Below are 18654 nucleotides of genomic sequence, written 5' to 3' on the forward strand. Positions count from 1 at the left end.
CTAAGCTCTTAATAATCTTCTAACATAAAATTTATAGCTGTAATCTCTGCCGGTGAAAATGGTTCCTTATCACCTAAATTAGCAATCGTACATGTACATACTTCTATTTCAGTTTCTATGTTCAATAATTCCTCATGCTCTTTTTGAAATTCTTCTGGTTTTTCCAGAGTAATTTCACCTTTTTTACTTTTTACCGTTTTGCCTTTGTCATCTTTCTTTGAATATTTATCTACTAGCTTCTTACGTTCCTTGTTATAGAACTCTATTTCCCTGTTGAAAGCTTCTATATTTTTAGATATTGCATAGCTGGCACATACAGGAAGCTGTTTCTTAACAATAGAATTGAAAGCATCAACCTTCTTCAAAATCTCCTGGTTACTTATTTTTATTTTCTTTTTATTCATTCTTACGCCCCCTGAGTAGTTATGGTAGTCGTTGTAGGTGCTTCTGTAGTGGTGGTAGTAGTTTCATCTCCAAACAAATCAATAATTGGTTTTGTTTTAGTTTTAAAAGCATCCATAAATTCTTGTACTTGCTGCTGTACCTGCGGCAAATTAGCTTGAGCAGTATCTTTATCTTGCAGATTTATAGTCATGCTTACTGTTCCGTTACCGCTATTTATGTTGCTGCTCATATTACCAACAATTTTATTCTGCTCTGGTGTGGTATCTGTGGCTGGTATTATTACCGCAATATTACCACTTATAATTATTTGCTCATTCAACATATTATTCCTCCTTAAATATATCTAGGTAAATAGTTTATTGTTATCTTAACGTCTATAGAACTTTCATCTGACATCAAAGCAGCTAATTTAATATTCAAGTCATTATCCCCTGGTTTTATAAATGGGAAATCTCCTCTGAAAGCAGGCAAATAAATACTGTTATTAAGTTTAATTTTAAATTGTTCGCTGTCAACCGTAAAAGCATCTAGGTTGTACATATCCAAAAAGGCAAATTTGTCCTTGACGTATGCATTCAGGATTTCAAAAGTCGGGTCTGTATTTAGTCCAAAATAAATTAAATGGCTTGTTGTGGCGCCCCCCAAAATTTGAGCGGATACGACCAATGGAGTAATATAATTCCCTTTTATATTAAAAGGGATTGACGCAGTTAAATCTCCGCCACTATTTATAGTAATCGTTTGAGTTATTTGTTCTCTGTCTCCGTATGCCAATCCTGCCGCTAATTCTATTTCAACAACGTATCTGTAAGAATCTACCCCAGTATCCGTATCGCCGAACCATGTAATAGATGGGTCTCCAGATAACCTTATTTTGTATTTTAGTGGTGAATCGGAAAATATAATTATACCGTTGTTAAGTTCTGATATCAAATTTCCTATATTTCTCCGTGCTACAAGTTCGTTACTTCCCTCAACCAAAAACTTCATGGTTATTTTCTTATCGCCCATAGTTGTGTCGGTTATTATAGGCTCGGGGGCTAAATGATTCCATTGTATTTCAGTATTTATCTTATTTGTACCTATACTCTTATCAACCAATGTTGCATTAAAATATTCATAAGATTCTTTACCGTTTATATCCACTGTAGTCACTAGAACCGCCCCCTCATTCTTCCACCTATAGTCCTGCTTACCTGAGTTGATAATTCATCTATAGCCGCTTTATCTGTGAATGCATAGTTGCCATTTAAATTAAGTTCTATGGAAACTGGTGTACCATTTGGAGTTGCCAATTGCGCCTGTGTTATTGTGTCTAATCCTTTGGCATTATTCAAAGCATCTGTTATATTAGCCACTGTAGTTAAAAGATTCATGCTGTCTCTATTGTTTAGTACTGTTTGGCCGCCGCTAAAATATCTTAAAGCCTTTCCTCCGATAACTTCCAATCCTTTTTCTGCGACTGCATGCATGCCTTTTACGGCTGATTTTATACCCGTTGCATACCCTACATAATTACCGCCAAATAGATGTGGAATATTGTAAGGGCTTCCATATCTGGCTTTTATATAGTTTATAGCACTTAAAATGTTATCTAAAGGATTAGTTATATTTCCATGTCCTGATGCCATATACGCCCTGAATGTACTAGGTAACATCTGCATGAGGCCAGTAGCATGTTGACCTCCTACACTTGTACTATTATAAGCCCCTGGATTGCCACCAGATTCTTTCTTGACAAGCTGTTGCATAGCCGGCAACCATGAAAGAGGTGTCCCCGATTCCATTAATGCCATAGAGAGCCAAGCTCCTACTTGCGCACTACTAAACATACCCTTTGCGTAACTTAAAGCTCCACCAAATACTTTATTTACTACAGACATTATATGATCTTTACCATCAGTCATAGCATTTGCCAGACCTTGAATTAAATATTTACCAATGCTGTACATCTCTTTTGACGGAGAACCTATGCCAAATGTTTCTCTTAGTTTGGTCAATAATTGTTCTCCTAACCATTTAGCAGTATCCCATAAATTTTTCGCTATAGCTTTGATGCCTGCTATAATTCCGTTTATTACAGCCTTACCTACAGCAGCCCAATCTACGTTCTTTAATATATTCCATAATTGATGCATTGCTTGCCCACCATAACTTAATAATTGTGGCAAAGCCTGCCCTAATCCAATAATAATGGCTCCTATAATTCTTATACCGGCCGATAAAATCAAAGGAAGATTTTGAATTATAGCTTGTGCCAGTAGTACAATCACTTCAACTATCGTGGCAATAATCTGCGGTAAATTTTGCAATATGCCATTTATTAAGGCCACTATTAAATTCATGCCCGCGGTTATAATCTGCGGTAAGTTCTGCAATATTGCGTTAGCCAGTGCCAATACAAGCTGCAAGCCTACATTTATGAGCATTGGTAAAACATTGATAATACCAATAATCAAAGCAGAAATTATATTTGCCGCACCACTAATCAATATAGGCAAAGCTTGTATAATTGCTGTGAGTAAAGTAATTATAACTTGGCTCCCTATATTTATAATGTAAGGCAAATTTACTACAATAGAATTTATTAATTGTGTAATTATATTTAATCCTGTAGTAAGAATATTAGGTAAATATGTGTTTATACCATTTAGTATATTTTGTAACAATTGTTGCCCCATTAGCATTAAAGTTGGTAAACTATTTAAAAATGACGTCATAAGAGTATTTATAATATTGCTGGCTGCTGCTATCATTTGCGGTAAATTCGTAATAATTCCATTGGCAATATTAAAGACTATTTGCTTGGCCACTGTTAAAAATTGCCCTGCATGTTCAGATAGGTATTGGAATATCTGCCCCCCCACAGTTATAACAGTATTTATAATCCCAGGCAAATTATCTTGTAACCATTGAACTATATTTTTAGTAATCATCACTACTGTTTCATAAGCATATTTTAAATCCTTCGTTAAATCTTCATGTATATATCGATCAACATTAGCCATTACGCCCCGTAAATATTGCCAATGAGTAGCTGCTTCATATATGCCGATACCTAACAAAGCTAGAGCACCAATAGTTAAGCTTATAGGGCTTAGTAGTCCAGCCATAGCCCCACGAACGCCATTCATAATGCTTTGCATAGCTTGAAATCTCATTAGAAATTGATAAGCCTCATTCAACCTCTGCAGTGACAATATTAATTGGGACAAAACCAATAGTAACGGGCCTATAGCCGCTACCGCTAATCCTGTTTCTACTATGAATGTTCTAGTACCATCACTTGAATTCCCAAAAGCTGTTACTACTTTAGCAAACCAATCTACTAAACCACGTAATTGTGGCGTAGCTGTCTCACCTATCTTTATTCCTAGGGTTTCAAAAGCACCACTTAATCCATCGAGAGAACCTTTTAAATTATCTTGATTTATTTTTGCTGCATCTGCTGCTGCTCCTGTTGAATTCTGTAATTCTTTAGTCAATTTTTGTAGGCTAGTACTACCATCATTTACAAGTATTTGCATACCAGACATGGCTTCAGTACCAAATATCGTTGCTAGAGTATTAGCTTTTTGTTCTTGCGTCATACCTGCCATAGATTTTTGCAAGTTTGCAACAATTTGATTCAAAGGTAACATTTTGCCTTGTGCATCAAAAGCACTAAATCCGATACTTTGCATTAATTCAGCCGCCTGCTTTGAAGGTTTAGCTAAACTAATTAAAGCACTACGTATTGTAGTGCCTGCCTGCGAACCTTTAATCCCTTGATCTGCCATTTCTCCTATGGCTGCCGTAACCTCTTCAAGACTTAATCCCATGGAATGAGCTACTGGGGCAACATATTTCATAGCTTCGCCTGTATCTGCTACAGCTGCATTTGTAGCATTTGCATTTTTAGCTAGTACATCAGCCACATGTCCAGCTTGATCTGCAGCTAGTCCAAATCCTCTCAATGTACTTGCCGCTATATCAGCGCTATTAGCCAAATCTTCTCCACTGGCCGCTGCCAAATCTAACATACCAGGCATAGCCTTTGTAATTTCATTAACTGTAAAACCAGCAGACGCAAGGTTTTCCATACCTTCTGCCGCTTCACTCGCTGAAAATGCTGTTGACGCTCCAAGTTCCAATGCCTGGTCATGCAAGGCTTTCATCTGAGATGCAGATGCACCCGCCACAGATTGAACCCTAGACATTTGGGCATCAAACTGTGTTGACATCTTCAAAGCTGCTGCACCTATACCCAAAATAGGCAATGTTACATACTTACTCAGAGAGCTTCCAATAGCATTTGCAGCGTTTCCTAAAGCTCCTATTCTGGTATTTACAGTTTGAGCAGAATCGGCGAATGTCCTTAAACTTTTACCTGCACTAGCTAAAGACGCATTAAAGGGGCTGGTTGTTAGGGCCAATGTTGCCAATATAGTACCTCCATCTATAGCCATTTAATCACCCCTTCTTCTCATATTTCTGTTCCTGCTTTTGCATCTTTTTAAATAGCTCCGAATTATTCCTTGGCTTATCTTCATCTATCCAATGCGGTGTTTTATGCCATTTTAATTTACCTTCGCCTTTTCCATCTTTGCCATAGTCGTAATACATCATAGATTGTATGTAACTTACTGCTTCATCAAAACAAAAGGCTTCATAATCATTTTGTATCCTTGCTATTTCGCTGGGCAATTTGTTGTAATGCTCTGACTGACTGATTATTCGCAAGACGTTCTTGGTCTTTACGAAACCGTTCTAACCCTTTTAAACCTCCCTGAGCATACTGGAATAGCTCCGTGACTTGTTCGTCTGTTAGCTTAATGTCTCTGTCTTCTAATTGTTCCCATGTTGGTTCTACTAACATAGACTTCGCCACAGCTTCCATAACTTTGCTTATTTCTCCAATATTGACACTTTTACCAGATTGCTTTCCCATAAAAATTTCCTGTGCCGCTGCCAATAATGAATTAGGTATAACTCCTTCTTTTATTAGATCTAACAAAGATACCCTTTTAATTTTTGCTACCCAAGGTTCTTCACCCCAGCCCGCTAATTTAACTAATTGCCCACTTGCGGCTTTTTTTATTTCATCCAAACTGGTTATTCTTAATTCTTCTGACATTCTTTATCCTCCTTAATCAAATATACAGCTCATATACAGCTGTTTTACTTTTAGGCATATAATTGCATTAATAAATAAAAATAAAAGCCTTATATCTCAAATACAAGGCTCACTTTTACTTGTTTTTAGAATTTGCTCTACATATTTATAACTGCATTTACTTTTGTCTACAAAATTTAAATTATCTTTAAATGGTGCTTTATTCACGTATTGTCCTTTAAAGAACAAACGATCGTGCATATCTGGGGTAACTCCTGCATTATGATATATTTTAGTTTCATTCCATCTTTTAATATCATCTGTTGCCCAGCAAAAATCTAACTCGCTTGATATTGTTGGTATTATACCAAATAATAGACAGTTCCATAGTTGTGCCCACATTTCCGCTGTCCATTTCTGAATAGGTGTATAATTATTCACTTGCCTATTCTCTCTTATATATCGTAGTTCATTAGTACAAAACCATTTATATAATTTAATACAATCAAAATAAACCTTCTCCCAATATTCACAAGAAGGTTTATGCATTATCCATTGTGCACCTACAGCTTTATCTAAACTTCTAATCTTGCTTTCTTCTACTCCTATAACTTTGCACATTTCTTCTAATAAATGTTTGCCTTTACTATCTATATACCTGGTACCTAAATACCCATCACAATCACTAGCAACCCAAAGATTAACATCATTTGGTATTTTGCTAAAATCGGGTAATTCTCTGAAAATAACATCTGCATCCATATAGAAATAATTTTCTTTTTCATATTCAGGATTGTTTTTTAAGAACTGCCACCATAGATATGGTTTTACACTGGGTATATATTGTTTGCTTGTATTATTATCTCGATATACAAAACATTTAGCACCATATTTCTTTTCAAAATATTTAGGGATAGAGTTATCGTACTGTGTAAATAACAATATAATGTCCTCTACCCCATGTGATTTCAAGTTATTAAGGCATACATCTAATTCCCATTTAAACCTTTGTATGGCAGGCTGTGCCATTATGAATATCATGATTAACCTGCTGTAGTAGTCGTAGTAGTGGTTGGTGCCGTTGTAGTAGTTGTAGTTTCGGCAGGCAATTCATCCAATACTTCAACCGTATAAGGTGGTTGTCCACTCGCCGCTCTACTATGGATTGTATATTTAGGTGCCAACCAATCTCCATCTTTGAAATCAAACTCTGCCGGTGAACCTTTAGAATTAGGAAAACTGAATTTATAATACGCAAGAGTATTACCGTCTATATCCTTTTCTTCTGTGTATATATTGTAAGTAAACTTAGTACGGTTTACTGCCTGCCCCGTAACCGGTGCATTATATCCTACAACTTTTGTGGGGTCTTCAGTATCCATTACCAATTCGCCACCATCTACAACAGCTAAGACTTCTGGAATAAACTTAGCATCTGTTAATTCTATATCTGAACCATATTGAATATCTTCTGTACGGTTAATAGCATATAATTTGTTTTTGCTTCTTAATACTTGTTCATCTCCCTCAGATAATGTGGGAGAATAAGACGCTTCAGACGCCGAATCAAATGTAAGAGTTTTGGGAGTTGTTTCATCTGTTATAATTTCATTTCTAACTATATTAATAAGAGGCGCACCCTCTACTTTTGCCATAAAAATTCCTCCTTCTTAAATTAAAACTTTCTGTGCTCTATAAGTAACGCTACAAGTTATTCCCTTGACGCTATCATCCTCTATTGTTGGAGATTCATAGCCGCCATAAAATAATCCCTCATAGCTTTTCAAATGTTCTTTTATTTCTTTTTTCTTATCTAACAATGCAAGTGTTTGTGTGCGTGGTGCATACAAAATAACATCTATATTCGTGTGTCCCAGCTTGAATGAGTAGATGCTAGAGGTTGTCAATTGTTCTTTTAGGACAATATAAAAAGAAGTACATTCTCCTGTCTTCTGGTTAGGAAAATATACTTCATATCCTAAATCTGCTAAATAATCAAATAATTTTTGCATCATAAACTTTTTAACACCTCAGCCCACCCCTTTATAACCTCCGTTGCAAATTTATCTCTGGTAGGATTTAATATTGCATATTTCTTTTCCATAGCATATTCTAGATACTTAAATTGTGGTGTATGCCCTCGTAGGTTAATTTCAATTACATTATTTTTGTCAACAATTCCCGCATCCATTGTATCTCTGGATAAACCTGTTCTATCTCTCCATTTTGCGTTTTGCTTAGCATCTGCAACCATCATTTTCCCTGATGTCTGTGCATATCTTACACAGCCGTCATGCACTTTCTTTTGGTTATAGAGAGTCTTTTTTAAGACGTCATTTATATCTATTTTAAAACCATCCGCCATAATTACACCTCTTTTAATTGCATATTAAAATAAATCTCCATATTGGCTCCTGGGTCTTGGACTTCAAAACTCTGTTGTATGTCTTGGTTTTGTGTTTCCAAAATATCAAGAGGTTTGACTTTTATAGAATCTTCACTCCAATCGCACAAAAAGTAAACAGAATTAGGCTCCTGGGTAAAGTTATTTGTGCCCATATTGAAGAATAGACTATTAGAGGTATCATTCTTGTATAATACCCCTGTAAGTGTTGCTATATCGTCATATTCTCCCGTCTCCTGGTGGTATTGGTCTACCTGCTTACGTTTCACTTTAACAGTAGTAGGTAATTGCTGTATGGCCTTTTTAACTACATTTCGCATACGTTCCTTGCTAATCATAATTCATCAGCTCTATTCATGTATGTTGGGTAATAACCGCTAGAGCCACTCCCTCCGTTTTCCTGCTCAGATTTATCAGAATATTTATTAGCTAGTCCTTGCCAATATGAAGGGTCCGGATTCTCTATTGTAATAGGTCCTACCTTAATACTCTTCTCCATATCCATCTTCATAAGGCATAGCTGAGCCGCTGTATAATACACATCATTGTCATATATAGTTAAAAAATTCTGCAATTCCTCGTCTGAAAAATAGGGATATTTACTCTCAAAAATTAATAGCTTTAATTTATCCAAATCACCCATTATTTTTTAGCCTTTGTAGTTTGTTTAGGCGCTTCTGTAGTTGTAGTGATCTGTTGGGGTAATTCTTCTACTAATTTCTTTTGAACTAAAGCCTTAGCATCTTCCTGCCTAACCTCGAAAATATTCCCTATTTTAGCAATGGTAGAACCATATTTAAGGTTCACCAATGCCTTTACTTTGATATTTGCCATATTCTAACCTCCTATTTAACCTGGGCAAAGAAACATTCATCTACACGTGTGAAGCTAGGTAATGCCAGCTGAGATACTTTAGTCTCTATAGTAACAGGGTCTTCTTTTGCCATAGTAGTTATTGCAACACCTGTATTCACTATAGCTGTGTCGTGTTTACCACTGCCAAAGGTCTTATCTGCTTCTTCTGGTGTAGTTCCATATACAGTAGTTCCAATAGTCCCACTAGGTATTAAAGTAATATAATCATCATCATAGTAATTCTGGCTGCTGCCATCCTCAGATATATAAGTACCATTTAAAATACCCACACCAATTCCAAGTTTAGTGGATAGATAACTCACAATATCATTATCTGTAACTATCACAGCCCCTAAATTTCTAGCCATTAATTCATTTCTAATTGCGTTATTGTTCCTTATATAACCGAATGTAGTCTCTGTAAGTAATATCGTAGTGGGCTTACTATATCCGTCATTTACAAGGGTATTCTGCCATCTTATTATGTCTCCTACTATATCAGCATCAGCATTGTTCCATGTAGCCGTGCTAGTCAAAACCTCTTTGTGGTCTTCTGGTACTTCATAATCTGCAACAATGTCGCCATCATCTGTAACTATATTGATTTCGCCATGCTGTATAGCCTGTGCCCTTGCCCTTCTCATTTGTGCTTCTGCACCATCAACTAGAGCCTGGTAATTGCCATAAATTTGTGCTGTAAGATTTTCAACAAGATTCTGGTTATTTGATTGCATAGCCAACATAAGCATTACTCTATCCTTCTCTTTAATCATTACAGACTCTTTAAAGAAAGGTAATTCTTTCTTTTTAATATCTATAGTTGCATTTAAAGCTCTGGGTTTTACAGCTACATCAAAAGTGCTCATTCTTAAAACAACCGGCTTCTGCTTAGAACCTTTTGCAAGCTCTATCTCAGTCCCAAATTGTTTTATAGGTGGAAATAAAGCTTTATCTATCGTGGTTTCTGGCGGTAAATTCTGAATGTATAGTGCAATTTGCTGTGCATTTATATATTCTTCTAATGTCATATATTATTCCTCCTTAAATTTTTAGACTGTGGTGGTTGTAGTAGTAGATGGTGTGTAATCCATAAACTGAATCATTTTCAATGAAGTAACAGCCTCGGCCACTGGTGCCGCCGGCAATGCAGAAGTTTTAATGAATCCAAATATAGTAACAGGAATAACCTCTGTACCCATAGAGTTATTAAAATCTACATCTTCATATACAATTCCAAAAGCTGTTGAGCCTAATGCCGATGTATTTACAGATTTGCCCTCCTTGTCAATTATGGTGCCAGCTAGAAGTATGCCATTCTCATCAAGTGTTACGTTAGTCTTATTTACCTTTAGGTTTACATTCAAATACAAGCCATTATAAGCCAATATTTGTTTCTGCCCTGCTGTTATTGTTTTAGTACTTTGTCTCATATAAATTACCTCCTAATAAATTTTTCAAGCTGTTCTGGTGCTTTTAGACTTTCAGCTTTTCTCTTGGCAAGTTTTTCACCTAAAGAAAGAGCACCATCTTGGGGATTTTCTTCCCCTGCTGGTGCTCCGCCGCTGGGTGCTCCGCCAAAATGGCCGCTGCCCTTTATTTCTTTTTCAAACAGATAGTCGTCAGACTTTTTAATTGCATCAACCTGCTCCTTAAGCCCGATAAAATTGCCATTATCATCAAGTGTCAATTTATCTAAGTCTAGCAACCCTTTTAGAACCCTAGGATTCTTAGCCCCTACGGTAGCTAATTTAGATTCAAGAGCAATATTGAATACTTGTTTCTTATATTCTGCCTCCTGCTTGTCTAAATCTTCTTTATTCTTAGTCTGCAGATCAGTAAGCTTGGTTTTTAGATCTTCGTTGTCCTTTGCTAAAGGTTCTAGGTCTTTAATCTGTTTGTCCCTGTCACCTACAGTCTTTTTATAATCATCACGCTCCTTTTTAGTCTGATTATATGTATCATTAGAAACATATTCAGAACTATCTACCAGGTCAATATCTTTATATTTCTTCTGTATATCCTCCGGTATGGATTTATAGGTGTCTCCTAATATTTCACTTAATTTTGGCATTGTAATTCCTCCTTATATTTTTAATCATCAATAAATTTTATTGCAAAAGATTTCATTATGTTTTCATGTATCTGTTCTAAGCTTGTGTGTATATCGCCATATTCACCCATTTTAATAATTATAGGAGTGCGTGGCTTTGCTGCTGGCTCTATTAATGGATTCGTAAGTGGGTTAATAGCATCCTTTGATAGTTTCTTAGGGAGGGGCATATATGCACAAGCTTCCTTCCTTTTATTATTGCAGTTTTTTACCTTGGGGCATTCCATACATTTCTCTGATAATTTACTTATAGCGCCCACTATTTCTCCTCCTTATATTTTTCTTTATATTTCTGGCTTATGGCCTTATTTCTGTCTATAAGTTTCCGCTGCTCTGTTAAAAGAGAATTGAACTCATTGTACCTTTTTACATATTCTTCACCAGATACCTTCTTCTTTCCCTTTATTACAGCCCTTAACTGAGCTATCTTATCCCCTATAGCTATGATTCTATTTATATTCTGTCTGAACTCTGTATCTGCATAATTAACCACATATTCTTTTCCACAGCTAGGGCATACAAAATAATTCTTTTCTACAGATATATCATCTTCCATAACAGCAGATTCAAGCTTCTTCACACTAAAATGTTCATAGCATTTATCACATACAGCATGTTTAATTAGCATTCTCAGTACCTCCTGTAACAAAGATTGACTGTATATCATACAAGTTCAAAAGAATAATTCCAGCTTCATCTTTAAATTCATATATTTTGTACCTATGTCCGGGACCTTTTAGCTCCTTGTATGCGGCTATAATCTTTGATATTGTTTCTTCATCTGCTCTGCCCTTAAAGTATTTAGTATTTGTAAATGTAATTAAATAATCTTTCATATTCCCTCCTAAACAGTATAATAATCTGATGGAACAAAATTCTCCCACCAGTCATCTAATTTTTGATTCTTTTCTCCTTTTATCCATCTGTTTATTTCTTTGCCTATATCAGTTAGAGACTTATCGTAAACCGGATATTGAGTACATAAACAGTTAGGGTGTGGTGTTGGTACTTTATCATCCGGGTAATTTCCTGTACCCAATTTATAATCATCTTGAGTAGCGAAATCGTCACATTCATCTGGCCCAAAAGGTACAATCTGACGCTCATAATGTGAACTGGATAATTGCCAGTGTATGGCTGTAGCAAAAGGATCGTCTTGTGTACTCCTGATATTGCCAATAAAAAAAGCATGGTTTATACTTGTACGTACTAACCGCTGCGCATTATAATCAACTGTTTTGCTGGTTCCTGGATATACCTTAGACCATTTCCAATCCTTCTTAGCCTTAGGATTAATATATTTGTTTAAATCGTCCATCAATTCGGTATATGTTTTCCCTTGGCTCATACCTTCAATTAGAACAGTTTGTATATCCTTCTCATATTTCTTAGTTAAGTCCCATATCCTTTCACTCAATCCCTTGCCATCTTTGTATAGAGTCCCTTTTATTAAGGCTTCTACAGCACTTTTAGGCACCCTGGCACATGCAGACAAGTATTTGTCTGGCACATCTTTTATTTCAAATTTAAGCACCTCTTTTTTTATCCTGGCTATTTCCTTTGCAGAATCCTCAAGAGACTTTAAACTGAGTTGATTCAACTGTTTATTCAAATCATCAAGATACGTTTTAATGCTCTTAAGATAAGAGTTAATCCAATTGCGTGTTATTTTATTGGTCTTTTTATTTCTAAGCTGCTTCTTTAGCTGTTTTGCCGTATTTAAATATAGTTTTTGGATCTTCAATACTTGTTCTGCAGTTAATGCTCTCTTATTTTTCTCTATAGCCTGATTAAATAGTCTTTGATATTTATTCATCTATATCATCTTCATTGCTTGAATTGTTGTCATCTCCTGAATTATTTACAGCATTTTCATCAAGCTGAGCACTACCATTTTCAACCGCTGCCAATTGAGCCTTTTCTTCCAATATCTTATTGTATTCTGCCTCCACATCTTCTTCGTTGCTATATTCTTTTAAGTATGAATTTATGCTTCTAACATTAGTTGTAACCTCTGACATTGCAGTATCTCTCTTGGTGTCTGTATCGTCTGGGATAGGGTAGTTATGCTCAAAATATAGTGTATAAGCCATAGCCAGCCAATCTGCCTGAAATGTTGGGTATGCTTTTGTCGCAGGTACAACCTTTAAAATAAAATCTATCATACTCTTAAATATAGGCTCCCAGTCCGCCCATTTTTCTTCACATCTGGCTATCAGGTCGTTATACATATATCTCATTGCCTTAGCAGAAGGAATATTGGTTAAATCCTTTAAATCTGGCATATCTAATATATCTCTCATATCATTATCTAATCTCGTTAAATATGCTTCTATAGCTGCAGCGTTACCCATACTATATTCTTCTCTAGTAACAGACGCTTGTTTGGATTGTTCTGCCGCTTCATCACTGGTTCTTATAGCATGTAAAGCATTGGGACGTATTTCCATCCTTGCTACATCATCTCTATTACCATCTATTACCGCTATTGCACCGAACAATTGAAATCTCAAGGCATCTGCAAAATCAGAGTTCTTTTTATTGTATAATTTCTGTGGCTCCATTAAGTCTTCAAGATCGCTTTCTCCATATCCGTCATTCAATTCTCCACCATTTACAATCAGCCAGCATGGTATATCTGTGAAACCAGTATCAACTTCCACACTAGATATAGGTGTATCAAACTCATTGTTTGTGTATGTTTCTCTAGTGTAATAGACATCTGGTAGTAAATTACCTTCATCATCTGTTTTGTAACCGTATATATTTAAATAATAAACTCTTTTGTCGTCCCCATCTTTATATAAAGCATTAACAGGAGAAGGCTCAAATATCTTAACCTCTAAAAGCTTTCCGTCTGTTTCCTTATAGCTTATATTGTCTATAGTTTCATATTTTATTTTTAAAGGTTCTCCTGGATTAGCTTCAACCCTAAGAAGGACTCTTTTTTCTATTGTAGCCATTAAGAAAGCCTGCTTGGTTATCTTCCAAAATTTATTGGTTTCCAGAATATCTTCTATAAATTTCCTTAATTCTTCTGTTTTATCTTTATTTTCCAAATCATCTGGCTTTATATTTAAAGTAGGTGGAACACTAAACATAAATCTAGCCTGCTTCTTTAATAAATGTTTGGTTTTATTTCTTATATCCTGTGTGGGTTTATAATCCAGTTTTTCATTCACGGGCCAGTTCTGCCCGTAGAATATAGGATTATGTTTTGCAAGCTCTAAACTTATGCTTTTACCCCTATAAAAGAAATAGTCACGCATTACTTTTATACGTTCCCTTTTTTCTTCTGTATCTAATTTTAAAAGTGTTTCTCTTACATCAACACCATTCAAATTACCACCTCCTAGAATACATTTCCATATTTAAGTAATGTATTAATTTCATCTGTAACATTATTAGACTTACCTTTGCTATATACAGAATCATCATATGGCTTTCTATTTCTCATAACTACATTCACAACAAAATACCTAACAGCGTCCATACAATGGTCATCCTGTTTAAGTGGTTTATCTTCTCCTTGTTCTGTAGCTTTAGTATCCCACCTATAACTCCCAAACTCTAGAAATGTATGTTTACAACACTCATTGAATTTTAAGATACCTCTGTGTAAGCAACTAGCCGTTTGCCTTATACCCTTTAATACATCATTGTTAGCTTTCAATGCTCTGTATTGTCCCTTATTTCGGATATATGCGATATAAGATGCGGCACTAGGGTCAATTATAATAGCCTGTATTGGTCTGCCATCTATGAACTTAACCATATCTTTATAATACTGTTCATCATCTTTCTGGGCATTTTCATCACGCCCGGAATAGTAATATTCATCTATCAGGTACCATACTCCATGGTATAATCCCCACAATAAAAGAACGGTTGCGTTCTGTGTACCATAATCGCAACTTACATAATATTCTTCATAATCTCGTGGCACTGTCGGGGCTTTAAGAGAATCATTAAAACAATCGTAAATCAATCCATCAGCAGGTATCCATAGCCCACGTATAAACCTATCATAGAATACACCTGTATAAGCGTTCTTTATATTCTCTTTATATTCTTCTGGCAAAGATAAATTATCATCCAGAGTGAAGTGCCAGTGACAATATCCATTTTTCTCTGATTTATCTATATAGTCTGTTTTTATATAATGCGTTGGTGTATCAGGGTTAGTCGTCCAAAATGCCTTTGCCCCTAGTAAACTCATTCTCGATAGAGCCTGTTTAGTAAATGTCTCATGGTGCAGTGTTATTTCATCCGCATACCACCCACCAATCGTAAGCCCTCTTATTTTGCCTTCATCATTGGCTTTGTTGGCTCCACGGCAATAACATATCTTAGTTTTACCATCAAACCGTATAATTAATTGTGCTCCACCCTTAGCACTGTCTTGATATGTAGCTCTATTTCTTCCTAGTATATAAATCATGTCTCCTATTACATTTCTGTATAGGGAATCAGTACTCTCACCGGACATTAGAAATTTATTATGTTGAGACTGTAACACATATAGAATCCATGCTAAATTAAAGCAGAAGGTTTTCCCGCTTCTTACACTACCCTCTGAAATATTTATGAACCCTATTTTATTATTTATAGTCTTGAATATTACATCTTTCTGTTTAGGAGAGAATTTATATTTAGGCATTTCTGCTCCCTCCTTTAAAAGTATACCAATTTAGTTAACTTCGCTAAACCTCAATTTCACGAAACTGGATCTTTGATATTATTTTTTAAATATCTCTGGATTATCTTTTATGAGGGCATATAAACCTTTGCTAAATTTCTCTACTTGTTCTTCAGTTAGGTTGGTTTCAGCCACGTCATCAATACCATGCACACATTCGTGAATAAAGGCACATTGTTCCATATCTTCACTCAAATCTACATTTTGCAATCTTATTACTCCAGTATCATAAGTAATGTCTCCATAGCATACTAATCTGTCAGATATAACCGGGCCGTCTACCCTATTTACTACATAATCTTTGAATCCTATCTTAACTTTATCAGGTATCTTCATATTGCCCTCCTTGAATTTTCAATTTTATTTTTATTCATAATATTCTTATTAAAAAAGTATATCCTCGGGTATTTTTATACTAAATAAGAAAAAAGCCCACTATTATGCAAGCTCACAAATATAAATTATTCATCTTTTAGTCCTTCCAGCATATCTTTAAGGATACTATCCTCCTGCCCGGTATCCTGCTGTTTTATTTTAGCTTGTTCTATCTCTAATCTATGCTTCTGCTCCGTAGTCAGTAGGTCGATATGGCTACTTACCCAATCCAAAGCTTTCATTTTATCTTGGAGCTTTATTCTTACACCGTCTTTGCCCTTTGACACTTCCTGAATGAGAGTTCCATCTACTTCTTTGCTGTCCTTAAAGTCTACATAATTTATTTCTATCATTTCAGGCGTGCCATCTTCTTTCTCACCAATCTTTATTCTCTTTTTGCCGAACTCGGCATAATCAGTCATATCACTAAATGCTATATCTAAATACTTTTGGAATATATCATCAGGGCTTAACATTGCCCGATTGAGTTTATTCTGCTTAAGTCTCTGTATTTCAGCTTTTATTTCAGGTTTTTTCAATAGTTCCCATCCTATAGAATAAGCTGTGTCCTTTGAATATCCTGCTTTTATGGCTGCCTTGGTTGCATTGAAACATTTAGGATAGTAAATACAAAATAACCTCTGTTTATCAGTGAGTTTATTATTATTTAAAACTTCCTTAATTTCTTCTAAAACAGGACTATTATTTTCAGATGGCGCACCTTTTTTTTGTGTGCATACTTTTTCTTTCTTTGTATGCATGTTTTTTCTGTTCCATGCATACCTGGTTTTCCATGACTTTACTGTATTTATAGACACATTATATTTACTTGCTATATCTTTATATTTCATGCCCGCCATATAATCTTTTTCTGCCTGCTTTATATCTGCCATCCTTACATGTCACCTCACCTACCTAATACATATTTAAATGTTATATATAGTCTTTAAATTCTTTTTCTAAATTTTCAATATATTCTTTGTCTGAACCTTTATCTTTGCGTTCTTCCATTCTCTCTTTAGCTTTAATTAACCTATCTTTTCTTATAGCATATGTCTTATTTCCCCTTGCCTGTCCATTTATGTATATAGTTGAATTACTCATATATCCTCCTATCCCAGTGCATAGACACATATATTATCCATACATCTACAAGAGCACATTAATTTTGTCTCCCTATTTTTACACTTTTTGCAATGATTAATCATAAAATCCTTCGTGCATTTAGCCCTTTGCTCTCTTGTTTTCCCACATGTTGAACATCTCTTTGTGCATGCTATTTTATTTTCATCTGATTCACTCATCATTTTACCTCCCTTAAGGCTCCTTTAATCCTTTTATATACCCTACTACCCATACATTCTTTTAGATTATCCGTGGCTTTTTCCGTATATAATTTAGGACTAGAACAATATGGGCATCTCAATTCTCCATTGAATCTTTCCTGCTGTTCTACTAATAGTACAAATTCTCTACTACATCTATTACATTTAATACTTATGTATATTGGTTTCATATTCTATCAACTCATTTCATTGCATAAAAATAAGACACCTAGGATTTAATCTAAGTGTCTTAATAAGGGGATATATTAAATAGCCGTTTCCTTTATTCCTAAGGCAGGTAGCTAACCTGGTCTTATAGTTGCGCATTGTTAAGAGGCTATATAAGCTCATTTGGGGCTGTATATTATTATGCCCTACAGCCACAGGCAATGGAAGATCACTCGCACGAATTTTGTTACGCTTTACTTCTGTAGTCCCTATATATATTATATCCTATTTTATAAATATTTTTGCAAGCAGTCTGCAAGCACTTTGCAAGCTAACATTCTTTATGTAAAAATACATAATTGGTGGTTTCTCTATATTTCGTAAATCCTATTTTTAAAAGTTCTTTCTCTATTTTGGGATTGCTAGTCGCTGTTTCTATTGGTTTCTTATTATCCTTTAAATATTCCATTTTTGCTTTTAGAACCGTCTTAAAACTCCTTATATCTTTTTCAAAATAATCTTCTGTAAAAGTTATTTTGTTTTTAGATTCTTCTAAAGATCCAAAGGCAAGTACTTCTCCTTTAGTTATATTAATAAACCATATAGTATTATCTCTATTTACTAAATACGGTAGCTCCTTTTTATATCTTGGTTCTGCAAAATATTTCCCCATGATAGAATAAAATTTGCTCTTGTCATACTTACCTTCGAATACTTTAATCATTTCTATATCCCCTTTCTTTATCTTACAAATATATTATAAATCATTCGTCACGAATAGTCAAGTATTTTTTTCATTATTTTTTATATTTCTGTAATAAAAAAAGATACTTAACAAAGTATCTCTTTACCTTTTATCCATAAACCACCAATTAAGTAATTTATGCATAAATAAAATATAACCCTCTTTATTATTAGACTTATATAAGTTATACCATCTTTGGAAACAATTATTATATTCATCTATTGTTTCTACATATATAAAGTCTTTAATTAAATCTCTCTCATTTTTACATATAAACTCTTTTATATTATCCATTTTAATTACCTTCTTCATTTTCCCTTAAAGGGTGTATTCCTTATGCCATGCCCTTTCTTCTCTTACATGTCGTAATTTAGAATTGATTTTTAATATAAATTAACATAATCTACTAAATTAAGCTTAAAAAATTTCTTTTCTAAAAGTTGAGCATTCGCAAGCTTTGTATATTTTGTATC

The 18654-nt window shown here is 34.8% G+C and carries 28 protein-coding genes; all 28 read right to left on the bottom strand.

Features of this window, described 5'->3' with window-relative positions:
• Positions 1-8 precede the first annotated feature (8 nt).
• A complete protein-coding gene (locus CLLU_RS11330; protein WP_106009899.1) occupies positions 9-404 on the bottom strand; it encodes a hypothetical protein in 396 nt (131 codons plus the stop codon).
• Positions 405-406: 2 nt separating this feature from the next.
• Positions 407-727 (bottom strand): hypothetical protein, encoded by a 321-nt coding sequence (locus CLLU_RS11335; protein ID WP_106009900.1) that lies wholly within the window; start codon positions 725-727, stop codon positions 407-409.
• Positions 728-738: 11 nt separating this feature from the next.
• Positions 739-1560: a phage tail family protein gene (locus tag CLLU_RS11340; protein ID WP_106009901.1), complete on the bottom strand. Its 822-nt coding sequence runs from the start codon at positions 1558-1560 to the stop codon at positions 739-741.
• Positions 1560-4853, bottom strand: coding sequence for a phage tail tape measure protein (locus CLLU_RS11345; RefSeq protein WP_106009902.1), 3294 nt, complete (start codon positions 4851-4853; stop codon positions 1560-1562). Before CLLU_RS11345 ends, CLLU_RS11340 begins: the two co-directional genes overlap by 1 nt.
• Positions 4854-4857: 4 nt before the next feature.
• Entirely contained in the window at positions 4858-5091 is a 234-nt protein-coding gene (locus tag CLLU_RS11350; protein ID WP_207655995.1) for a hypothetical protein, read from the bottom strand.
• Entirely contained in the window at positions 5060-5521 is a 462-nt protein-coding gene (locus CLLU_RS11355) for a hypothetical protein (RefSeq protein WP_106009904.1), read from the bottom strand. Before CLLU_RS11355 ends, CLLU_RS11350 begins: the two co-directional genes overlap by 32 nt.
• Positions 5522-5617: 96 nt before the next feature.
• Positions 5618-6541 carry a hypothetical protein gene (locus CLLU_RS11360; protein WP_106009905.1) on the bottom strand — a complete coding sequence of 308 codons (924 nt, stop codon included), beginning with the start codon at positions 6539-6541 and terminating at the stop codon, positions 5618-5620.
• A gap of 2 nt (positions 6542-6543) precedes the next feature.
• Complete coding sequence (locus CLLU_RS11365) at positions 6544-7155, bottom strand: hypothetical protein (protein ID WP_106009906.1); 612 nt, start codon at positions 7153-7155, stop codon at positions 6544-6546.
• Between the two features lie 15 nt (positions 7156-7170).
• Positions 7171-7515, bottom strand: a complete 345-nt coding sequence (locus CLLU_RS11370; RefSeq protein ID WP_106009907.1) for a hypothetical protein — start codon at positions 7513-7515, stop codon at positions 7171-7173.
• Positions 7512-7865, bottom strand: a complete 354-nt coding sequence (locus tag CLLU_RS11375) for a hypothetical protein (RefSeq protein WP_106009908.1) — start codon at positions 7863-7865, stop codon at positions 7512-7514. The genes CLLU_RS11370 and CLLU_RS11375 overlap by 4 nt, the downstream gene beginning before the upstream one ends.
• A gap of 2 nt (positions 7866-7867) precedes the next feature.
• Positions 7868-8242, bottom strand: a complete 375-nt coding sequence (locus tag CLLU_RS11380; RefSeq protein ID WP_106009909.1) for a hypothetical protein — start codon at positions 8240-8242, stop codon at positions 7868-7870.
• On the bottom strand, positions 8239-8547 hold the full coding sequence (locus tag CLLU_RS11385; protein WP_106009910.1) for a hypothetical protein: 309 nt from the start codon (positions 8545-8547) through the stop codon (positions 8239-8241). Before CLLU_RS11385 ends, CLLU_RS11380 begins: the two co-directional genes overlap by 4 nt.
• Positions 8547-8738 carry a DUF7210 family protein gene (locus CLLU_RS11390; RefSeq protein WP_106009911.1) on the bottom strand — a complete coding sequence of 64 codons (192 nt, stop codon included), beginning with the start codon at positions 8736-8738 and terminating at the stop codon, positions 8547-8549. The genes CLLU_RS11385 and CLLU_RS11390 overlap by 1 nt, the downstream gene beginning before the upstream one ends.
• An 11-nt stretch (positions 8739-8749) precedes the next feature.
• Positions 8750-9787: a major capsid protein gene (locus CLLU_RS11395; protein WP_106009912.1), complete on the bottom strand. Its 1038-nt coding sequence runs from the start codon at positions 9785-9787 to the stop codon at positions 8750-8752.
• Between the two features lie 21 nt (positions 9788-9808).
• Positions 9809-10189, bottom strand: coding sequence for a hypothetical protein (locus CLLU_RS11400; RefSeq protein WP_106009913.1), 381 nt, complete (start codon positions 10187-10189; stop codon positions 9809-9811).
• Positions 10190-10194: 5 nt separating this feature from the next.
• Positions 10195-10830 (bottom strand): phage scaffolding protein, encoded by a 636-nt coding sequence (locus CLLU_RS11405; RefSeq protein ID WP_106009914.1) that lies wholly within the window; start codon positions 10828-10830, stop codon positions 10195-10197.
• Positions 10831-10850: 20 nt separating this feature from the next.
• Positions 10851-11129 carry a hypothetical protein gene (locus CLLU_RS11410; RefSeq protein ID WP_106009915.1) on the bottom strand — a complete coding sequence of 93 codons (279 nt, stop codon included), beginning with the start codon at positions 11127-11129 and terminating at the stop codon, positions 10851-10853.
• Complete coding sequence (locus tag CLLU_RS11415; RefSeq protein ID WP_106009916.1) at positions 11129-11497, bottom strand: hypothetical protein; 369 nt, start codon at positions 11495-11497, stop codon at positions 11129-11131. The genes CLLU_RS11410 and CLLU_RS11415 overlap by 1 nt, the downstream gene beginning before the upstream one ends.
• Positions 11487-11705 (bottom strand): hypothetical protein, encoded by a 219-nt coding sequence (locus tag CLLU_RS11420; protein WP_106009917.1) that lies wholly within the window; start codon positions 11703-11705, stop codon positions 11487-11489. Before CLLU_RS11420 ends, CLLU_RS11415 begins: the two co-directional genes overlap by 11 nt.
• A gap of 8 nt (positions 11706-11713) precedes the next feature.
• Positions 11714-12685 carry a hypothetical protein gene (locus CLLU_RS11425; RefSeq protein WP_106009918.1) on the bottom strand — a complete coding sequence of 324 codons (972 nt, stop codon included), beginning with the start codon at positions 12683-12685 and terminating at the stop codon, positions 11714-11716.
• Positions 12678-14210 carry a phage portal protein gene (locus CLLU_RS11430; RefSeq protein ID WP_242977575.1) on the bottom strand — a complete coding sequence of 511 codons (1533 nt, stop codon included), beginning with the start codon at positions 14208-14210 and terminating at the stop codon, positions 12678-12680. The genes CLLU_RS11425 and CLLU_RS11430 overlap by 8 nt, the downstream gene beginning before the upstream one ends.
• A gap of 11 nt (positions 14211-14221) precedes the next feature.
• Positions 14222-15529: a PBSX family phage terminase large subunit gene (locus CLLU_RS11435; RefSeq protein ID WP_106009919.1), complete on the bottom strand. Its 1308-nt coding sequence runs from the start codon at positions 15527-15529 to the stop codon at positions 14222-14224.
• A 78-nt stretch (positions 15530-15607) separates the two neighbouring features.
• The gene (locus CLLU_RS11440; protein ID WP_106009920.1) at positions 15608-15904 is read right to left on the bottom strand and encodes a hypothetical protein; all 297 of its coding nucleotides are present in this window, start codon (positions 15902-15904) and stop codon (positions 15608-15610) included.
• A gap of 125 nt (positions 15905-16029) precedes the next feature.
• Positions 16030-16836: a terminase small subunit gene (locus CLLU_RS11445; protein WP_106009921.1), complete on the bottom strand. Its 807-nt coding sequence runs from the start codon at positions 16834-16836 to the stop codon at positions 16030-16032.
• 40 nt (positions 16837-16876) lie between these two features.
• Entirely contained in the window at positions 16877-17047 is a 171-nt protein-coding gene (locus CLLU_RS18750) for a hypothetical protein (protein WP_158255918.1), read from the bottom strand.
• Positions 17048-17055: 8 nt separating this feature from the next.
• Positions 17056-17247 carry a hypothetical protein gene (locus CLLU_RS11450; RefSeq protein WP_106009922.1) on the bottom strand — a complete coding sequence of 64 codons (192 nt, stop codon included), beginning with the start codon at positions 17245-17247 and terminating at the stop codon, positions 17056-17058.
• A 520-nt stretch (positions 17248-17767) separates the two neighbouring features.
• Positions 17768-18160 carry a hypothetical protein gene (locus tag CLLU_RS11460; protein WP_106009924.1) on the bottom strand — a complete coding sequence of 131 codons (393 nt, stop codon included), beginning with the start codon at positions 18158-18160 and terminating at the stop codon, positions 17768-17770.
• Between the two features lie 123 nt (positions 18161-18283).
• Positions 18284-18475 (bottom strand): hypothetical protein, encoded by a 192-nt coding sequence (locus tag CLLU_RS11465; protein ID WP_106009925.1) that lies wholly within the window; start codon positions 18473-18475, stop codon positions 18284-18286.
• Between the last annotated feature and the right edge of the window lie 179 nt (positions 18476-18654).

It is taken from the genome of Clostridium luticellarii, from assembly GCF_002995845.1.
Classification (GTDB): domain Bacteria; phylum Bacillota; class Clostridia; order Clostridiales; family Clostridiaceae; genus Clostridium_B; species Clostridium_B luticellarii.